20 protein-coding genes and 1 riboswitch are annotated in these 19,621 nt (G+C 44.1%); of the genes, 9 read left to right on the top strand and 11 right to left on the bottom strand.

Annotated elements, in window-relative coordinates; genetic code table 11:
- Positions 1–82: 82 nt before the first annotated feature.
- The 5 genes from mutM to radC form a co-directional block, all read right to left on the bottom strand.
- Positions 83–892: a bifunctional DNA-formamidopyrimidine glycosylase/DNA-(apurinic or apyrimidinic site) lyase gene (gene mutM, locus DZ860_RS08305; protein ID WP_120030466.1), complete on the bottom strand. Its 810-nt coding sequence runs from the start codon at positions 890–892 to the stop codon at positions 83–85.
- Positions 893–919: 27 nt separating this feature from the next.
- On the bottom strand, positions 920–1,396 hold the full coding sequence (locus tag DZ860_RS08310; RefSeq protein WP_120030467.1) for a hypothetical protein: 477 nt from the start codon (positions 1,394–1,396) through the stop codon (positions 920–922).
- 246 nt (positions 1,397–1,642) lie between these two features.
- Positions 1,643–1,813 (bottom strand): 50S ribosomal protein L33, encoded by a 171-nt coding sequence (gene rpmG, locus DZ860_RS08315; protein WP_120030468.1) that lies wholly within the window; start codon positions 1,811–1,813, stop codon positions 1,643–1,645.
- 13 nt (positions 1,814–1,826) lie between these two features.
- The gene (gene rpmB / locus DZ860_RS08320; RefSeq protein WP_120030469.1) at positions 1,827–2,063 is read right to left on the bottom strand and encodes a 50S ribosomal protein L28; all 237 of its coding nucleotides are present in this window, start codon (positions 2,061–2,063) and stop codon (positions 1,827–1,829) included.
- 423 nt (positions 2,064–2,486) lie between these two features.
- Positions 2,487–3,155 (bottom strand): RadC family protein, encoded by a 669-nt coding sequence (gene radC, locus DZ860_RS08325; RefSeq protein ID WP_120030470.1) that lies wholly within the window; start codon positions 3,153–3,155, stop codon positions 2,487–2,489.
- Positions 3,156–3,523: 368 nt separating this feature from the next.
- Here radC and coaBC point away from each other — a divergent pair, with 368 nt between their 5' ends.
- The 3 genes from coaBC (at position 3,524) to DZ860_RS08340 (ending at position 6,378) form a co-directional block, all read left to right on the top strand.
- The gene (coaBC, locus tag DZ860_RS08330) at positions 3,524–4,723 is read left to right on the top strand and encodes a bifunctional phosphopantothenoylcysteine decarboxylase/phosphopantothenate--cysteine ligase CoaBC (protein ID WP_120030471.1); all 1,200 of its coding nucleotides are present in this window, start codon (positions 3,524–3,526) and stop codon (positions 4,721–4,723) included.
- Positions 4,724–4,820: 97 nt separating this feature from the next.
- A complete protein-coding gene (slmA, locus tag DZ860_RS08335) occupies positions 4,821–5,411 on the top strand; it encodes a nucleoid occlusion factor SlmA (protein WP_120030472.1) in 591 nt (196 codons plus the stop codon).
- A 19-nt stretch (positions 5,412–5,430) separates the two neighbouring features.
- Positions 5,431–6,378 (top strand): Kdo(2)-lipid IV(A) acyltransferase, encoded by a 948-nt coding sequence (locus DZ860_RS08340; protein WP_120030473.1) that lies wholly within the window; start codon positions 5,431–5,433, stop codon positions 6,376–6,378.
- Positions 6,379–6,518: 140 nt separating this feature from the next.
- Here the strand turns inward: DZ860_RS08340 and pyrE are convergent, their stop codons facing one another.
- Both pyrE and rph read right to left on the bottom strand, forming a co-directional pair.
- On the bottom strand, positions 6,519–7,160 hold the full coding sequence (gene pyrE / locus DZ860_RS08345) for an orotate phosphoribosyltransferase (RefSeq protein WP_120030474.1): 642 nt from the start codon (positions 7,158–7,160) through the stop codon (positions 6,519–6,521).
- A gap of 101 nt (positions 7,161–7,261) precedes the next feature.
- On the bottom strand, positions 7,262–7,978 hold the full coding sequence (rph, locus tag DZ860_RS08350) for a ribonuclease PH (RefSeq protein ID WP_120030475.1): 717 nt from the start codon (positions 7,976–7,978) through the stop codon (positions 7,262–7,264).
- A 160-nt stretch (positions 7,979–8,138) separates the two neighbouring features.
- Here rph and DZ860_RS08355 point away from each other — a divergent pair, with 160 nt between their 5' ends.
- The gene (locus DZ860_RS08355) at positions 8,139–9,005 is read left to right on the top strand and encodes a YicC/YloC family endoribonuclease (RefSeq protein WP_120030476.1); all 867 of its coding nucleotides are present in this window, start codon (positions 8,139–8,141) and stop codon (positions 9,003–9,005) included.
- A gap of 60 nt (positions 9,006–9,065) precedes the next feature.
- On the opposite strand, the gene DZ860_RS08360 is transcribed toward DZ860_RS08355, so the two are convergent.
- From DZ860_RS08360 to DZ860_RS08370, 4 genes are all read right to left on the bottom strand, one after another.
- The gene (locus tag DZ860_RS08360; RefSeq protein ID WP_120030477.1) at positions 9,066–10,037 is read right to left on the bottom strand and encodes a DMT family transporter; all 972 of its coding nucleotides are present in this window, start codon (positions 10,035–10,037) and stop codon (positions 9,066–9,068) included.
- A 228-nt stretch (positions 10,038–10,265) separates the two neighbouring features.
- Complete coding sequence (locus DZ860_RS24300; protein ID WP_133305440.1) at positions 10,266–10,589, bottom strand: hypothetical protein; 324 nt, start codon at positions 10,587–10,589, stop codon at positions 10,266–10,268.
- Positions 10,590–10,796: 207 nt separating this feature from the next.
- On the bottom strand, positions 10,797–11,222 hold the full coding sequence (locus DZ860_RS08365; protein WP_120030478.1) for a phosphate-starvation-inducible protein PsiE: 426 nt from the start codon (positions 11,220–11,222) through the stop codon (positions 10,797–10,799).
- A 170-nt stretch (positions 11,223–11,392) separates the two neighbouring features.
- Positions 11,393–12,763, bottom strand: a complete 1,371-nt coding sequence (locus tag DZ860_RS08370) for an NCS2 family permease (protein WP_120030479.1) — start codon at positions 12,761–12,763, stop codon at positions 11,393–11,395.
- Positions 12,764–12,914: 151 nt separating this feature from the next.
- A riboswitch (purine riboswitch) is annotated at positions 12,915–13,014 on the bottom strand.
- A 319-nt stretch (positions 13,015–13,333) separates the two neighbouring features.
- On the opposite strand from DZ860_RS08370, the gene gmk reads away from it, so the two are divergent.
- The 5 genes from gmk to recG all read left to right on the top strand — a co-directional run bounded on the left by gmk (position 13,334) and on the right by recG (position 19,494).
- Positions 13,334–13,957 (top strand): guanylate kinase, encoded by a 624-nt coding sequence (gmk, locus tag DZ860_RS08375; protein ID WP_120030480.1) that lies wholly within the window; start codon positions 13,334–13,336, stop codon positions 13,955–13,957.
- Between the two features lie 104 nt (positions 13,958–14,061).
- Positions 14,062–14,334 (top strand): DNA-directed RNA polymerase subunit omega, encoded by a 273-nt coding sequence (rpoZ, locus tag DZ860_RS08380; RefSeq protein WP_120030481.1) that lies wholly within the window; start codon positions 14,062–14,064, stop codon positions 14,332–14,334.
- Between the two features lie 37 nt (positions 14,335–14,371).
- On the top strand, positions 14,372–16,492 hold the full coding sequence (spoT, locus tag DZ860_RS08385) for a bifunctional GTP diphosphokinase/guanosine-3',5'-bis pyrophosphate 3'-pyrophosphohydrolase (protein ID WP_120030482.1): 2,121 nt from the start codon (positions 14,372–14,374) through the stop codon (positions 16,490–16,492).
- Positions 16,493–16,579: 87 nt separating this feature from the next.
- Positions 16,580–17,263: a tRNA (guanosine(18)-2'-O)-methyltransferase TrmH gene (gene trmH, locus DZ860_RS08390; RefSeq protein ID WP_120030483.1), complete on the top strand. Its 684-nt coding sequence runs from the start codon at positions 16,580–16,582 to the stop codon at positions 17,261–17,263.
- Between the two features lie 152 nt (positions 17,264–17,415).
- On the top strand, positions 17,416–19,494 hold the full coding sequence (gene recG, locus DZ860_RS08395; protein ID WP_120030484.1) for an ATP-dependent DNA helicase RecG: 2,079 nt from the start codon (positions 17,416–17,418) through the stop codon (positions 19,492–19,494).
- Positions 19,495–19,621: the final 127 nt, after the last annotated feature.

Below are 19,621 nucleotides of genomic sequence, written 5' to 3' on the forward strand. Positions count from 1 at the left end.
GCGATACTTAACCTATGTTTCACGACTTCTTGGTCAGTAATTCAGCATTGCTGTCTGTTTTCTTTCGAATCAGACAAATACACTACCTCTGACACTGTGAACAAAAAAACGTATTCCTTTGACCTATCTTCTGCTCTTCGATCAATTCACCGCAAATTGTACAAGGTTTACCCGCTCGACCATATACCAAAAGCTCTTGTGCGAAGTAGCCAGGTTTTCCGTCAGCTTGGGCGAAGTCTTTAAGTGTGGTTCCACCTTGCTGAATCGCTTTCGCTAATACTCGTTTTATTTCGTCAACTAAACGCAGCCATTCAACCAAAGATATTTGCCCCGCAGCTCTCGTCGGGTTAATGCCAGCACTGAACAAAGATTCACACGCATAAATGTTACCAACGCCGACAACGATTTTATTGTCCATAATGAACTGTTTAACCGTGACTCGCTTACCTTGCGCTCTCGCAAACATGTATTCGGCATTGAATTCATCGGTTAACGGTTCTGGGCCGATATTGTTTAGGACTGCATGATTTTCGCCTGGCGCACACCAAAGCCAAGCTCCAAAACGGCGCGGATCGTTATAGCGGAGGATTTTTCCGTTAGTCAGCTTGATATCAACATGGTCATGTTTACCCGCTGTGAGGTCTGCATCTAAAATGCGCAGTGAGCCAGACATACCAAGATGAACAATGGCGCTGCCGACATCGGTTTCAATAATGAGGTATTTTGCACGTCGAGAAATACGGCGAATCACTTGATGCTCTAGTTGCTTGAGCTGTTGAGGAATATCCCAACGTAATTTAGGCGTGCGGAATGTGAGGGATTGAATGGTTTCACCCACTAAATGAGGTGTAATACCCATTCGGCTGACTTCGACTTCGGGTAGCTCTGGCATGGTGGATTCCCTTTAGAAAGTAATACCTTAAGGGAATAAGTAGCTCGCTTCAACTGAAACAGCTATCCATTTATCTTGCCAGTTTTTTAGTAGCCAGAAGTTCGGGGTTTGATAGAAAGTGATCCTTTGAGGCTCTTCAAGATCTTCATACCAAATCTCTATCGTTTGAGGAGACGAGAGTTGCGGTAGTAATTTTTGATAGCTTTCATCGCCAACTTCCGTGCCTGCGAGGTCTTGCCATCGCTGAACTAACTCGTCAGCATCCACAGCCATCATTGGTTCTAAGCGCCACTGCCCCTGATTTTTGTCTAGTGACCACTTAGAAAAATAGATCGCTTTAATATCATGACCTGGCTGAAGTAAAGAGGGATATTGGCTCTCTTGTGCAGGCGTAATCAAATAGGTTTTGATGATGCTCGGTAAATTCAAGATAAGCATGAATGCAACAACGCCAATGATTAAGATGTTATTCCAACGGCGACGTCGGGAAATAGAAGCTCGCATAGTAGCCGTCCTACAACTGTCTAGTTGATTGAAGTATATACTGAATTTATGCAATCGGAGAGATTTTGTCGGTAAGGCGCTCTTTTCAAGGGCTGAGCCTAAGAGATTTTACGCTTAAATTAGCTTACTTAAATTAGCCTAGTTAGTGCGGTTTCGATGACGCTTAGGTGGACATGTATAAATTGCAGGTATAAAAAAACCCAACACTGAATGCTGGGTTTTTATAAACATCAAAGAAAAAATCAATTACTTGATTTTAGCTTCTTTGTACAGAACGTGTTGACGAACAACTGGATCAAATTTCTTGATCTCAAATTTGCCCGGCATGTTACGTTTGTTTTTATCAGTTGTGTAAAAGTGACCAGTATTTGCAGTAGATACTAGACGAATTTTTTCACGAACGCCTTTCTTTGCCATTGCCTATTTCCTCTTAAACGTTTTCGCCGCGTGCACGGATTTCAACAAGAACAGCATCGATGCCTTTCTTGTCAATGATGCGCATACCTTTTGCAGTAAGGCGTAGTTTAACAAAACGTTTTTCGCTCTCTACCCAGAAACGATGAGTTTGTAGGTTCGGCAGAAAACGACGCTTAGTAGCATTTCGTGCGTGTGAACGGTTGTTACCCGTTACTGGACGCTTACCAGTTACTTGGCATACTCGTGACATAAATGTCTTCTCCAAAATCGTTTCAGCTCGATATCAACCTTGGTGGCCGAACCTCTTCTATTTCTAAACAGAAGGTTAGAGGTTTAGATCCGCTATAGAAAGTCTATACAAGGCTATCAAAGGTCGCGCATTATACTAACTTGGTTAGCATTGCTCAAGACCCGAACAGATCCTTTTTATAGATTTCTGTGATCTTTTTTTAAGCAGAGCTGATTTAAGTTCAAAAAAATGTCGGGCGATTGTAGCAGAAAACACATATCTCACAACTAAAATATGAGCAATTCGTCAAGCATTTTCCTTATTCCACCGACTCCTAGCGCGATAATCGATAGAATCTGGAAAAAAACATCTCTAAGCCCCTGTAATTTCATTAATCACGAAAAATGAGAAATAAATTTTTCAAAACTAATTAATCAAAAATAATCATAGCCAGCCTCTTTCCGCAAAAGAAACGACCTCACCATCACCGATAACAAAATGGTCAAGAATAGAAATATCGACCAAAGCCAGTGCATCACACAATCGACGAGTTATTCGCCGATCTGACTGACTCGGCTCTGCGACACCGGATGGGTGATTGTGGGCCAAAATTAAAGCAGCGGCATTATGCTCAAGTGAGCGTTTAACGACTTCTCGTGGGTAAACCGAGGCTGAATCAATCGTACCCTCGAAAAGAATTTCATCTTTAATCACGCGATGCTGATTGTCTAAAAACAGAACATAAAATGCTTCTCTTTGTCGATCCCTTAATCGACTAGAAAGATACAACTTGGTTTGTTCCGGACTGGTTAAGGCATCTCCACGTTTGAGTGTTTCACTCAAATAACGCTGCGTCATTTCAATCACCGCCTGTAATTGAACATACGTTGCTTCACCAAGACCTCGATGCTGACAAAATTCATCACAACTGGCTGCAAAAAGTTGACGTAATGATCCACAATCTTTGAGTAAATAATCCGCCAATTCGAGAACGTTCATGCCTTGCGTTCCGGTTCGGAGAAAAATAGCCAACAATTCTGCGTCTGTTAATGACTGCGGCCCTTGATTGAGCAGCTTCTCTCTCGGCATTGATTCTGTTGGAATTCCTTTCATTGTGCTTCCTCGCAGTTTTCTGTTCGCTATTCTCTATTCAGTTCTGATCTTTTGGCTTTGGGCCATCCGCCCTACTTCATTGCGTCACTGCTGTATGGCTGCATTTCATTTAGCATTGCAACGTTGCTTAAGCTTCATGCTTTGAGATTCATTATGCTAAGGAACAATATGGCAGAGTACGCTCCGAGAAAGAACGCTGGTCAATTTTAGCTAAGTCGGTATGGCAGTTAGTAAGTGCTAGCGTGCAAGTGACTTGTTTATCAGGCATCACAAGCTTGAGCATTCATACAAAAACATCCGCCCACACTTCTAGAGTCCAGCGCGGCTGCGTGATATCTTTAGCGCAGAAAATTTAAGGAAAGATCATCATGCAAACATTAGCAGGCAAAAAGATCCTACTCGGCATCAGTGGTGGCATTGCTGCTTACAAATGCGCGGAGTTAACCCGTCGTCTTATTGAGCGTGGCGCGCAGGTCCAAGTTGTGATGACCGCTGCCGCAAAAGAATTCATTACTCCGCTAACCATGCAAGCCGTATCGGGTCGCCCAGTATCCTATAGCTTACTTGACCCAGCTGCGGAAGCATCAATGGGCCACATTGAGCTCGCTAAGTGGGCCGATCTGGTTTTACTTGCACCTGCTACTGCAGATCTCATCGCACGTATGGCTGCTGGCATGGGTAACGATCTTCTATCGACTCTAGTTCTTGCTTCTGAGGCACCGATTGCCGTCTCTCCTGCAATGAATCAGCAGATGTATCGTAACCTTGCGACACAAGAAAACATCGCGACTTTAGAGCGTCGTGGCATACATATTTGGGGACCAGCTGCTGGCGAACAAGCTTGTGGTGATGTCGGCCCTGGCCGCATGTTAGAGCCAATGCAACTTGTGCATTTGTGTGAAGCATTCTTTAGCCCGAAGCCGCTACTCGGGAAAAACATCCTGATTTCAGCGGGTCCAACTCGTGAAGCGATCGATCCTGTTCGTTATATTTCAAATCATAGCTCAGGAAAAATGGGCTTTGCTTTAGCGCAAGCAGCTCGTCAACTTGGCGCGACAGTGACTCTTGTCAGTGGCCCAGTTGCCCTAGCAACACCTCAAGACGTGACTCGTATTGATGTTGAAAGTGCACAAGAAATGCACCAAGCCGTGATGACGCAAGCAATAGCGAACGATATCTTTATCAGTTGCGCTGCAGTTGCAGACTACCGCCCAGAAACCATTGCAGAGCAGAAAATCAAGAAGACTAGCGATAATGATGACATGACACTGCGCATGGTTAAAAACCCTGACATCGTCGCATCTGTCGCAGCTTTAACTAGCCAACGTCCGTTTACTGTCGGTTTTGCTGCGGAAACTCAAGATGTTGAACAGTATGCTAGAGGCAAGTTAGCGCGTAAAAACCTCGACATGATTTGTGCTAACGACGTCTCAGTCCAAGGCCAAGGATTCAATAGCAACAACAATGCGATAACCGTATACTGGAAAGAAGGTGAGCAAGCACTTACCTTAGATTCTAAAAACAATATCGCCCAACAAATTCTACAGATTATCGCCAACCAACTGTAATCGAGAATTTTACTTATACCAGATAGCCGCCTCTTCTTTTCACTAAGAATGGGCCGAATCTTCTTTGCTATAAAGTGGCAATTAAAGGAAAGCGTTCATGTCCGCAACAAGAAAAACAAACCGCCGAGATGAAATACTACAAGCGCTAGCGCAAATGCTCGAATCGACCGATGGCGCATCACGAATTACAACCGCGAAACTAGCAAAACAAGTTGGCGTATCTGAAGCGGCGCTATACCGCCACTTCCCAAGTAAAGCACGCATGTTCGAGGGTTTGATTGAATTTATTGAAGAATCCTTGATGTCTCGCATCAACCGGATTCTTGATGAAGAGAAAGATACTCTGACGAGAATTCGCTTAGTTTTGCAATTAATCCTTGTTTTTGCAGAGCGAAATCCGGGACTCACTCGCATTCTTTCTGGACATGCGTTAATGTTTGAAAATGAACGCTTACGTGACCGTATAAATCAATTATTTGAGCGTATTGAAACATCACTGCGCCAAATACTTCGTGAACGTAAATTACGAGAAGGCAAAGCTTTTCCTATTGATGAAAAGATCCTTGCAGCCCAACTTCTTGGTCAAGTAGAAGGCAGTTTAAATCGCTTCGTTCGTTCTGATTTTAAGTACCCACCCACTGCCAATTTTGAAGAGTACTGGGCTCTCTTAAGCGCACAAATTCAGTAATAAGTTAAGCGATAGGTTTATGAGTAAAGACAAATATACGAAACCGGAATTCTCTTTCTCCTTACTTCACCCTAAGCACTGGGGTGTATGGCTCGGTTTTGGCTCTCTTGCCATTATCGTCAACATACTCCCCTATTCTCTGCTATATAAGTTCGGCCGCTCATTAGGTACTTTAGGATTAAAGTACGGAAAAAAACGAGCAGCTATCACTGAACGCAATCTTGAACTCGCTTTCCCAGAACAAACGAAAGAAGAGCGTGATGCCATCGTATTAGAGAACTTCAAAAATACGGGCATGGCCATCATTGAGACAGGGATCACTTGGTTTTGGCCAACTTGGCGTTTCAAACGAATTATCGTAGAAAAAGACATTCATGTACTGCATGAACACAAAGCCGCGAACAAAGGTGTGTTGCTTTGCTGTGTCCACGCTTTGAATTTAGAAATTACCGCGCGAGCGTTCGCAGTACTGGGCGTGGGTGGCTATGGTGTCTATCGACCACATAAGAATCCGGCCTACAACTTCATTCAGCACTGGGGACGTACTCACAATGGTAACTTGCTGATTGACCGCAAAGATGTCAAACAGATGATCCGCGTGCTGCGCAAAGGTGCTCGACTATTTTATCTTCCAGACCATGACTACGGTCGAAACAAATCCGTTTTTGTGCCTTTTTTCGCTGTGCCTGATGCAAGCACAACTACAGGAACCAGCATTATCGCTCATACCAGCAAATGCGCCATCGTTCCCGGATCTGGTTTCAGAAATCGTCACGGGCAATACGACATTATTGCTGACACATCGATAGAGCAAGACTACCCACGAGATGAAACTGCCGCAGCTGCTTACATGAACACCTATGTTGAGCAAATTATTATGCGTGCGCCAGCTCAATGGATGTGGCTACACAAGCGCTTCAAAACAATGGCAGATCCTAGTCAGCCTAAAGGCATTCGTTACCAATAGCTCTGTATTCGTGTTCTTTTGTCCTAGCGCTCTTCTGTGCTAGCTTTGAACTGTCATATCGACGGTAACGCTTATACTAAAAAGCCCCAACCATTAGGTTTGGGGCTTTGAAAAAACTTAATCGAATACGTTTCTATACGTTAGATGCCGTATTCAGCGCGATATGCTTTTACCGCTTCTAAATGCTCAGCACTAGTACCTTTTTCTTCAAGGTAAGTGATAAGGTCTGTCAGACTTACGATAGAGATAATGACACAGCCAAAGTCACGTTCAACTTCTTGAATCGCAGACAATTCACCTTTGCCTTTTTCTTGGCGATCAATCGCAACAAGAACACCCGCTAGATCAGCGCCATTCGCTTGGATGATTTCCATTGATTCACGAATCGCAGTACCCGCTGTAATCACATCATCAACCAACATGATGCGGCCTTCTAGCGCGCTACCCACTAAGTTGCCACCCTCACCGTGATCTTTTGCTTCTTTACGGTTAAAGCAGTAAGGCGTGTCGATATCATGGTGATCTGCTAGTGCAACCGCTGTTGTGGTCGCAATTGGAATGCCTTTGTATGCAGGGCCAAATAATACATCAAACTCAATACCTGAATCAGCCAAAGCAGCTGCGTAGAATCGACCTAAACGCGCCAAGTCACGACCGGTATTGAATAAGCCAGCATTAAAGAAATAAGGGCTTTTACGTCCTGATTTCAAGGTGAATTCACCAAACTTCAAAACTTCCTTCTCTAATGCAAATTCAATAAACTCACGCTGGTATGCTTTCATCTCTCAATCTCTACTTAAAGGCCCAATACACTAGACCATTCATAAACAATAACGAAAATAAAAAAATAGCCTCCATTTAGGAAGCTATTAAAGAAATCAAATTATTCCGACAACGCGGATTTTTGAGCAACAACGATATCTGCGATGCCTTTCTTCGCCACCGTCAGTAGATCCATCAACTCCTCATGAGTAAATGGTTCACCCTCTGCCGTGCCCTGAACTTCAATCATGCGACCATCTTCAGTCATCACGACATTCATATCTGTATCTGCTGCTGAATCTTCAACGTATTCAAGATCGCACAGAATGTTTTCACCCAAGATGCCAACAGAGACTGCAGCAACGTGGCCTTTCATTGGGTTCTTTTTCAACTTACCGCTATCGATAAGGTGTTGGAATGCATCAGCCAAAGCAACGCTTGCACCAGAGATAGACGCTGTACGTGTACCGCCATCAGCTTGGATAACATCACAGTCAACTGTTACCATGAACTCACCCATCGCTTCTAGATCAACAACCGCACGTAAACTACGAGCGATCAAGCGTTGGATTTCCATAGTACGACCGCCTTGCTTACCATTGGCAGCTTCACGACGAGTACGTGAGTGTGTCGCACGTGGTAGCATTCCGTATTCAGCGGTTACCCAGCCTTTACCTTTGCCTTTCATCCAGCGTGGAACTGAGTCTTCTACTGTCGCGTTACACAATACTTTGGTATTGCCAAACTCAACAAGAACCGAGCCTTCAGCGTAAGCAGTGTAATTACGAGTAATTTTGATTGGGCGAATTTGATCCGCCTTGCGATCGTTTGGACGCATGGGCATCTACCTATTAATTAAGGGGAGTTGAGCTTGGTTGGAGCAGGATTATAACGGAAATAGACAACGGTTGCGAGAAGTCTATTTCTCGCCCATACCCACTATCCCTGCTACTATAGCTGAGTTAATTTTCAGCATAGATAAAAGACAGGAAAATTCGATGATTTATAGTATGACCGCTTACGCGCGCAAAGAAGTGAAAGGCGATTGGGGCACGGCTGTATGGGAAATTCGCAGCGTAAACCAACGTTACCTAGAAACTTACTTCCGCCTTCCTGAACAGTTCCGTGGTTTAGAACCTGTACTGCGTGAGCGCTTTCGTCAACGCCTTGCTCGCGGCAAGGTAGAGTGCGCATTGCGATTTGAAGCAAACCCATCAGCAAAAGGCGAGCTTACAATCAACGAAACACTGGCTCAACAAGTGATCAACGCCGCTGAGCAAGTAATGAAAATGACTGGTGAGTCTAGCCGTTTGAACCCATTCCAAGTGATGCAATGGCCTGGCGTAATGGAAGCTCCTGAACAAGACATGGATTCAGTAAACAAAGACCTTCTTGCTGGTTTTGATGCTGCAATCGGTGAGTTCATTGAAGCTCGTGGTCGTGAAGGCGAGAACATGAAAGCGTTGATCGATCAACGTCTTGCTATTATCTCTGCTGAAGTCATTAAAGTTCGTGCACGTATGCCAGAAATTCTAGAATGGCAACGTGAGCGTCTATTGAATAAATTTGAAGATGCCAAGATCGACCTTGATGCGTCTCGCGTAGAGCAAGAACTGATTATCTTGGCTCAAAAATCTGATGTTGCTGAAGAACTTGACCGTCTTGATTCACACGTAAAAGAGACCACTAGCATTTTGAAAAAAGGTGGCGCTGTGGGTCGTCGTCTTGATTTCATGATGCAAGAGTTTAACCGTGAATCAAACACACTAGCATCTAAGTCAATTAGTACTGACATCACCGCTTCAGGCGTTGAGCTAAAAGTACTTATCGAGCAAATGCGTGAACAGATCCAAAACATTGAATAATTTTTCATTGAAGAAAAACAAAAGCGCGATTCGTCGCGCTTTTGTTTGTTATGGCCATCGCTATTTGAGCAGTGACTGACAAATATTAACGTCTGCGGAAAGCTCTTTTCGTCGCTTACCATTTAATCTTTGTCGAATTGAATGCCACTGATTCAATGATGAAACCTCAAGTTTCGTCACAAAAATCCCGCCTAATAATGGGATCATCAACAAAATAGATGCCATCGAAATACTGTTTCCTGCAAACCACGTTGATAGACTCAAAGCGATCAATGGGAAAAACAAGAAACAAATTGAAGCCGTAAATGGCGTCGAAACTTGCCCCAACTTAAAGTACGCAACAATCCCCCCTACACTCGCAAACAAACCTAAGTAAACCACGGCTGCGACAGAATCAAATGCGAACATGGTTATATTTGGCTGCTCAACTAGCAATGACGTTATAAACAAACAGATTGACGCTACAAAGCTTGGAAGAGCGTTGTACGTGAGTACTGGAATGCCTTTACAGTGCTTCTCAACTAAAACATACATCATTGCATGTGTTATTACAGCGCCACCTAAAGAAACAAACCCTAGCAGGTAATCATCTCCGCCCAAGCTCATCTCATTGACCAATATTAAGATGAGGCTACATACCGCGATCAATAAGCCTAGAATTTGGACTTTTCGTAACCTCAAACCAAGGAAAAGGGTTGAAGTTATCATCACTGCAATAGGCATATTGGCAAAGATAATCGAAGCTAATCCCGAGGATATATACTGCTCACCAAAAATCATTAAAGTAAATGGAATCGCAAAATAAAAAATAGCTACGATTAACATCCAAACCATTTTTCCTTTGGGGAAAAATAGAGGCTGTTTTAGCAACTTAGCTAAGAGAATCAATAATGGCGCTGCGATAAAAAAGCGAAGCCCTGTGGCAAAAATCGGAGGTATGGTTTGTACTGCGATTTCCATCGCAAGCCATGTCGTGCCCCAAATTAAGCAAACTGAAAAAAACAATAGCATGGGTAGGTGTTTACGCAACATAACCACCTCCAACACAAAACAAAGTGATTGTACTGCTAATACGCATTAGGCATGAGCGCTGCGCCGAAAAGCACAACGTATTAATTAACGACATAAAGATCATTTTCTTATTCCCATCACAGGATGGTGTAAATAAATTTATTTACACGCATAACAAATACGCACGAAACATTCGCACAAAGATTTCGTACAAAAAGTGTGGTGTAGCAAAGTGCTACGAGATAGGAATTAGGCTATCGGAGGGCGATAGAGTGAGCGCATATCTGCACTTGAATAGAGAGTCAAAGGCGTTGCATTAACAACAAATCGATAAGGTGACTCATAGGAATGTAATAAGTTACCAATAAGGTAGCTGCCTTGAGTTGATCCTGAAGAGCAACATTGTTTTTCCAAGCAACTGCCGCCAACATCGCAACATCCCGATTCAGTCTGTAAAAGAGTATCGAGTCCCTGATCGGTACAATGAACCGCTTCTATTGCGGTATTAGACATCAGAAATTGAGTAGACAAAACATCTGCACGAACGAAAACACTCGATAGCAAAACAGCCATCAGAGTTATCACGAAAAAGCAGATAGTGGGTATGTTTTTACTGAACACCACAATGTCTCGTCAAAGAATCAATTTAATCGTGCAACGATAACGGTATAGATAATAATTAGCAACAAGCAAAACAGAGCTTTACATTGATTTACTTATACGTAGTGGTTACTAGTAGGCTAATTTACTAGCAATATGAAATTATCGATATTAAGTTCTCTACTCATCTTTTTCTTCAGTGCGTGGATCCACGTAGGGCCAATAATGGTGCCCGACTCGAATCAGTAACGTCGCACCAGCCAGCACAAATGCGGCTAAAGATAGCCAAACAATCATGGCAGAATCGAGTTCTTTCATTCCCAAGGTGATGTATCGGGCGATGGCCATCATCGCGATATAAATTGGGTAACGTACCGGAATCTTACCGTTGACGACAAACTGCTGCACCATGGCGAGCACTTCGAGATAAATAAACATCAACAAAATGTCCGTCAACTGAATGCGCTTCTCGACAAAGACATGCACAAACTCCTCCACCATTGCAAAAAGCGTGGCTAATGTAATCGCCACCAGCAAAACGGCTTCAAGGATGTGAAACACTTTTAAAAATGGACGACTAAATGATTTAGGTAAGTGTGAAGGCATGTGTGGTATCCATATACAAAATCAACTCGTTATGAGTTTAGCATGCTGATATAAAGAAAAAACACACAAAAAACGTGCTTCATCCCATCACGACTAAAGAATGAATAAAAAAGCCCGCAGACTAAACGGCGGGCTTTCACATCAATTGCTTCTAAGGCATGAGCTGTAGATTAGAGCATCACTAGGTAGGCAAGGAACAAGACACACAATCCGTAAATAACAGGATGAACTTGCTTACCTTTACCTGCGACCACCATGGTAAATGCGTAGCTGATGAAGCCCATCGCCATACCATTTGCTGGAGAGAAGCTCACCACGGTAAACATAATGGTAAAGAACGCTGCAATGCGAGACTCTTTTTGTTCCCACTGAATTTGCCCTAAACGACCAATCATGTAGATGCCGACAACTACCATCGCTGGCGCAACCATTGCAGCAGAAAAAACTGAGAACAATGGGAACATAAATAGAGATAGTGCAAATAAGCCAGCAACCATCACTGCAGCAAGACCTGTCTTCGCTCCTTGTGAAGATGCGATGCCTGATTCAGAGAATGCAGTGATTGATGTAGTACCTAAAATCGAACCAATAACTGTACCACCTGCGTCTGCAACCAGTGCTGAACGAGCATTTGGCACTTTACCGTCTTTATCAATAATGCCGGCATCGCGACCTACACCGATAATTGTGCTCAAACCATCAAAGAAGTCGACAATTAGGAAGATGATGACGATAAACAGCAGGTCAAACATCTTGTCTGTGGTGAGATTAGAGAAATCGAACACCTTACCAAAGCTGCCCTCAATACTTGGCGGCATCGAGAAGAACTGGTCTGGAATTGGTGCGTTGTTGGTGCCCATGATGACATCAGCAAGCACTGTCAGAATGATCGCAGAGATGAACGAAATAAACGTCGCCAACTTAATATCACGTACCATACAACCAAGTGCGATAAAGATACTGATATAAGCGATAATCACTTGCGGGTTAGAAATGTCGCCCATGCTCACCAAGATGATTGGGTTCGCAACAATAATACCTGCGTTTTTCAAACCTAAAAATGCGATGAAAAGGCCAAGTGAAACGGTGATCGCGAGTTTTAGGTCTTCAGGAATCGATTCAATTAACGCTTTGCGGATATTCGTCATTGAAAGAATCAGGTAAAGCACACCAGAAAGGAAGATACCGAATAAAGCCTCATGCCAAACCAACGCCACTGAACTGCTCAATAGCATACCTTTGAAGAAGCCGTTCATGCTCATACCTGGAGCAAGCATCACTGGGTAGTTACCCCAAATACCCATAATCAAGGTAGCAATAGCAGAAGCGATAGCCGTTGCTGTAAATACCGCACCTTTATCCATCCCAGGAATGCTTCCTAGAATCGCAGGGTTTACTGCCAAAATGTAACTCATCGCTAAGAATGTAATGAAACCAGCGTACAGCTCAGTACCAACGGTAGTATTGCGTTGAGTAATTTTAAAAACAGAATCAAGGACTCTAGGGGGAGTTTGCGACTTTAGGGTTGAATCGAGACTCACAGTAAACCTCTTACAGCTTGGGTTAGACCTTTATAAAAAGGTATGGACGTAAATTAGATCAATACGTTCCATTGCTGTATGAATGCACTGGTGCCTTTCTTCGCAACCTATGCTTTTACATGCAAATACTGCTTTTCTATGCAGATATTACTTTTCTACACAGAAGTACTGTAGTGACCAAGATAGGCTCGGTAGTAGAAACGTCTAAACCATTTTATTAGACATATACAGCAACGAAATCGTTTGCGCGGCATTGTAAGGAATTTGAATGAGAGTTCAATGAATTTCGTACGAAACAAGCAAATTAAAGCAAACGTTTGCCTTTTGGCGAAAATTTTGTTTCAAGCCATCTGTTCATGGCATAGAGAAAAACTCACCATCACCACCTGACTCAAGTGGTGAATAATTGTGTTCTAGTTGTCCTAAATAGAGGAAACGTGCTACTCTTCGCCTCCATTTTTCTGGCCTAAATTTCACCAATTCGATGAAATACGCTGGTCAGTGCTATCTTTTAAAGTAAGTCGATATAAAGTATCGGCTAACCATCCAACCAAATGTGGAAGTGTACATATGGGCAAAGGTACTCTTTATATCGTGTCAGCTCCAAGCGGCGCAGGTAAATCCAGCTTAATTTCTGCGATGCTAGAAACCAACCCAACCTACGCAATGAAAGTGTCGGTTTCACACACGACACGCGGTATGCGTCCGGGTGAGCAAGATGGTGTTCATTACCATTTCGTGCAGAAAGAATTTTTTGAAGAACTGATCGAAAAGAAAGAGTTCCTAGAATATGCAGAAGTGTTTGGTAATTACTACGGTACTTCTCGTGTTTGGATTGAAGAAAATCTAGAAAAAGGCATTGATGTCTTTCTCGATATCGACTGGCAAGGCGCTCGCCAAATTCGTGAGCAAATGCCTCTTGCTAAGAGTATTTTCATTCTACCACCATCAAATGGTGAGCTAGAACGTCGTTTAAATGCTCGCGGTCAAGACAGCGAAGCTGTCATTGCGAAACGCATGGCGGAAGCAAAAGCAGAGATTTCACATTACGATGAATACGATTACGTAATCATTAATGATGACTTTGACAACGCTTTGATGGATTTTAAAGCCATCATTCGTGCAGAAAGATTAAAGCAAGATAAGCAAGCATCTAAATATAAAGGCATGCTTGACGCGCTATTGGCGGAATAATCACCGCTGTTTACAGATGAGACGATCTTCTCGCTAGAATATAGATAGTGAAGACTGTATAATTTCTCGTCATACTAAAATTTAGTTAACTTATTGGAGTCCTCATGGCACGCGTAACAGTTCAAGACGCTGTAGAAAAAGTTGGCAACCGTTTCGACCTAGTTCTAATTTCAGCACGCCGCGCACGTCAAATGCAAACTGGTGGTAAAGATTCACTTGTGCCAGAAGAGAACGATAAGCCAACGGTTATCGCTCTACGCGAAATCGAAGAAGGCCTGATCACTAAAGAGATCCTTGATGCTCGTGAGCGTCAAGAACAGCAAGAGCAAGAAGCAGCTGAACTAGCAGCAGTTAGCAGCATCGCTCATAGTCGTTAATCGACTTTCTAACTCAACTATCTTACGGGCCTAAAGTTTGTATCTATTCGATAGCCTCAAAGACGTTGCCCAAGAATATCTAACAGAGCCTCAAATTGAGGCTCTGCGTCAATCTTATGTGGTAGCGAAAAATGCCCATGAAGGGCAAACCCGTTCGACCGGGGAACCCTATATCATCCATCCAGTTGCTGTTTCACGTATTCTCGCAGAAATGCGCTTGGATATTGAAACCCTGCAAGCGGCTTTACTTCATGATGTCATCGAAGATTGTGATGTCACCAAAGAAGATCTCGAAGTTCAATTTGGAACAACGGTAGCCGAACTGGTCGATGGCGTATCTAAGCTTGATAAGCTCAAATTTCGCGATCGCAAAGAAGCGCAAGCTGAGAACTTCCGTAAGATGGTTCTTGCCATGGTGCAAGACATTCGAGTCATCCTAATTAAACTGGCTGACCGAACCCACAATATGCGCACTCTCGGTGCATTACGTCCTGACAAAAAACGCCGTATTGCGCGTGAAACTCTCGAAATTTACTCTCCTCTAGCCCACCGCCTTGGTATCCACAACATCAAAACTGAACTCGAAGAGTTAGGCTTTGAAGCGCTATATCCAAATCGCTACCGTGTATTAAAAGAAGTGGTTAAAGCGGCTCGTGGTAATCGTAAAGAGATGATTCAACGCATCCACAGTGAAATCGAAGGTCGCTTAGAAGAAGTCGGATTACCTGCACGAGTCTTAGGCCGTGAGAAGAATCTGTTCTCCATCTATAACAAGATGAAAACCAAAGAACAGAAATTCCACACCATCATGGACATCTATGCATTTCGCGTAATCGTCGATAGCGCTGATACCTGTTATCGCGTATTAGGCCAAGTACACAGCTTGTACAAGCCTCGTCCAAGTCGTATGAAAGATTACATTGCCGTACCAAAAGCGAACGGCTATCAATCTCTGCATACCTCGATGGTAGGTCCACATGGTGTTCCTGTTGAAGTTCAAATTCGAACCGAAGACATGGACCAAATGGCGGACAAAGGTGTTGCTGCGCATTGGTCGTACAAAGGTAATGGCGAACGTACCGGAACCACCGCACAAGTGAAAGCTCAGCGCTGGATGCAAAGCTTACTTGAGCTACAGCAAAGTGCGGGCAACTCATTCGAATTTATTGAAAACGTAAAATCCGATCTGTTCCCAGATGAGATTTACGTCTTCACACCAAAAGGTCGTATCGTTGAACTCCCAGTGGGTGCAACGGCGGTTGACTTTGCGTATGCGGTACACACAGATGTAGGTAATACCTGTGTCGGTGCTCGTGTTGATCGCAACCCATACCCTCTTAGCAAGTCACTGAAAAATGGCCAAACCATCGAAATCATCAGTGCGCCGGGTGCTCGACCTAATGCGGCTTGGTTGAACTATGTCGTAACTTCTCGTGCTCGAACTAAGATTCGTCAAGTTCTGAAAACCATGCGTCGTGAAGAATCCGTTGCTCTTGGGCGTCGTCTTCTAAATCATGCCCTCGGTGAACGTTCTTTAGGTGATATTAGTGAAGCTAACATCAACCACGTACTAAGCGAACTTAAAATCGAATCCGTGGAAGAGCTATTGGCCGAAATCGGTCTTGGTGAACTGATGAGTATCGTGATTGCTCGTCGTTTATTAGGCGATGCCGATGAACTCACTGAAGTCGAAAACGTCGATGGGAAACCAAGGAAGAAACTACCAATTCGTGGATCTGAAGGTATTTTGCTGACATTTGCTAATTGCTGTCACCCAATTCCTGATGACCATATTATTGCGCACGTTTCTCCGGGTCGTGGCCTTGTTGTTCACCGTGAAACCTGTCCTAATGTACGTGGTTACCAACGTGAACCTGATAAGTACATGGCCGTTGAGTGGTCTGAAGATTACGACCAAGAGTTTATTACTGAACTCAAAGTCGATGTTCAGAACCGTCAAGGTGCCTTGGCAGAACTGACCAATGTTATCTCGAAAACCGGCTCAAACATTCACGGTTTAACCACTGAAGAGCGTGATGGCCGTTTATACACGGTTATGGTTCTACTAACGACGAAAGACCGCGTTCACTTGGCAAGCATTATGCGAAGAATCAAAGCCATGCCACAGACGCTCAAAGTACGCCGTCGTAAAAACTAGTCACCTGACTCTCATGCCCTTAACATCATTGATATTAAGGGCATTTTATTGATGTCCATATCGTTATCTTATCTGCACATAAATACTATGAACTTAGAACGCTACCAACGCATCCAACAAGTCCTTAAAGCTCGTCAAACTGACTTAACCCTGTGCCTCGAAGAAGTACACAAACCTAATAACGTCTCTGCTGTTATTCGCAGTGCTGATGCGACTGGATTACATAAAATCCATGCGGTTTGGCCACATCGAATGCGCACATTAACTCACACCTCAGCAGGTGCTCGAAACTGGGTTGAAGTCGATAACCACAGCAGTATTGCCGACGCGATTCAAACCTTAAAGGCACAAGGGATGCAGGTTTTAGTTACTAACCTATCTGATACCGCCGTTGATTTTCGCGAGATTGATTACACCAAGCCAACCGCCATTATCTTAGGTGGTGAAAAAGAAGGTGCATCTGCACAAGCAAAACAGCTGGCAGATCAAGACATCATTATTCCTATGGTGGGAATGGTGCAGTCCCTAAATGTATCGGTTGCCAGCGCAGTAATTTTGTATGAAGCGCAGCGTCAACGTGAAGCTGCAGGCATGTACAACAAGGAAGTCAGCTCTCTGCCAGAAGAAGTAATCCATCGCATTTTGTTCGAACGTGGTCATCCGGTATTAGCCAAAGTCGCCAAGCGTAAAGGACTAAGCTACCCACCATTAGACGATGAGGGTCAAATCATCGCAGATGAAGCTTGGTGGAAAGAGATGCAAAAAGCCTAAAGCTATTTGGCTCGGGGTCACTCCCGGGCTCTCCCTCCTATCACACGCTTTTATCTGTTTTTACCGCAACTCTGTTTGATAAGAACTTTTCCTGTACAAAAACACAGCTCAATGATTAACTATTATTAATTCCGTTTATGAGCAAATTGAGCATGTCGCAACTATTATCAGCTATCCCATTAACGTCGCTCTCAGGCGTCGGCGCTAAAGTCGCCGAAAAGCTGGAAAAAGTCGGCCTCAATTCAGTACAAGATCTGCTGTTTCATTTGCCATTGCGCTATGAAGATCGCACTCGTGTTTATCCTATCGCCAAACTGCACGCCGGATTGTGGGCAGCGGTTCAAGGTAAGGTGATGCATGTCGATACCATTTTTGGTCGACGCAAAATGCTGACGGTCAAAATCAGTGATGGGAATGGCACCCTCACGCTGCGCTTTTTTAATTTCACCGCAGCAATGAAAAATAACTTTACCGAAGGCAAAGTCGTTCACGCTTATGGTGAAATAAAACGCGGTGGATTCGGATTGGAGATTAACCATCCTGATTACAAATTTCATACGCCGAACCAAAAAGCAGAATCTGAACAAAATTTAACGCCGGTATACCCAACCACAGATGGGTTACGTCAATTAACCCTGCGTAGCTTGACGGATCAGGCACTCGAGTTACTCGACAAAGCCGCGGTACAAGAGTTACTTCCTGATGGGTTATACAACCATCAGATCACTCTCGCACAAGCACTACACACTATCCACCGCCCACCACCAACTATCAATTTAGACGAATTTGATGAGGGTAAGCACCCTGCTCAGATACGCTTGATTATGGAAGAGTTGCTTGCCCAGAACTTATCGATGTTATCGGTGCGCAGCAAAGGGCAGCAAGATAACGCGTTAGCTCTTGCTCCTTGCGACAATCTCAAGCAGCAATTATTGGCGCAACTGCCCTTCTCGCCAACCAACGCGCAAGCTCGTGTTACGACAGAAATTGAAGCTGACTTAGAAAAACCTCATCCGATGATGCGCCTTGTACAAGGGGATGTGGGTTCAGGAAAAACCTTAGTTGCCGCGTTGGCCGCTGTGCGCGCTATCGAGCATGGTTACCAAGTTGCTCTAATGGCACCAACGGAACTGCTTGCCGAGCAACACGCAATAAACTTTGCTAATTGGTTTGAGAAAATGGGCATTCCCGTCGGTTGGCTCGCCGGCAAGCTAAAAGGGAAAGCCAGAGAAACCGAGTTAGCTCGAATTGCCAGTGGCGAAGCCAAAATGGTGGTAGGGACTCACGCTCTGTTTCAAGAGCACGTTCATTTTCAGCATCTTGCGCTCGTCATTATTGATGAACAGCACCGTTTTGGTGTCCATCAACGACTTGAATTAAGAGAAAAAGGCGCTAAACAAGGTACCTATCCACACCAGTTAATCATGACGGCGACGCCCATTCCCCGCACACTTGCCATGACGGCGTACGCGGATCTTGAAACATCCGTGATTGATGAATTGCCGCCCGGTCGAACACCGATTCAAACCGTCGCCATTCCCGATACCAAGCGCGATGATATTGTTGATCGAGTGCGTAACGCCTGTCTGAATGAGGGAAAACAGGCGTATTGGGTGTGTACATTAATCGATGAATCCGAAGTATTAGAAGCACAAGCTGCTGCCGATACCGCGGAGGAACTTCAACGAACATTACCAGACGTAAAGATAGGTTTGGTGCATGGCCGAATGAAACCGGCTGAAAAACAAGCCGTGATGAAAGATTTCAAAGAGAACAGGCTGCACTTATTGGTCGCAACCACAGTGATCGAAGTTGGCGTTGATGTGCCGAATGCCAGTTTGATGATCATCGAAAACCCAGAGCGTCTCGGTTTGGCTCAATTACACCAATTACGTGGCCGTGTCGGTCGGGGTTCCGTCGCCAGCCATTGTGTTCTACTTTACCATTCGCCTCTCTCTAAGACGGCGCAAAAGCGTCTGAGTGTTTTGCGAGAGAGCAACGATGGTTTTGTTATTGCCCAACGTGATTTGGAAATTCGTGGTCCGGGTGAGCTATTAGGCACCAAGCAGACCGGCATGGCCGATTTTAAAATTGCTGATTTAGTGCGAGATCAACGCCTAATCCCTGAAGTTCAGCGTATTGCGCGTTATATTCATGACAGCTACCCAAGCAATGCGGCAGCCATTATTGACCGTTGGCTTGGTGAGCGAGATGTTTACTCTAAAGCCTAATTTCATACTCTTTTTATGCTTCTGGCATCAGTATTAAAAAGATCTCTATCTGAACGAACAAAGCCCCTGAGTACTTCAGGGGCTTTGTTTTTTATTTCCGCTTAAACCGGATTCTGCTAAAACTTAG

Origin of the sequence: Vibrio sinensis, from assembly GCF_003605645.1 — a bacterium.
GTDB classification, from domain to species: Bacteria; Pseudomonadota; Gammaproteobacteria; order Enterobacterales; family Vibrionaceae; genus Vibrio; species Vibrio sinensis.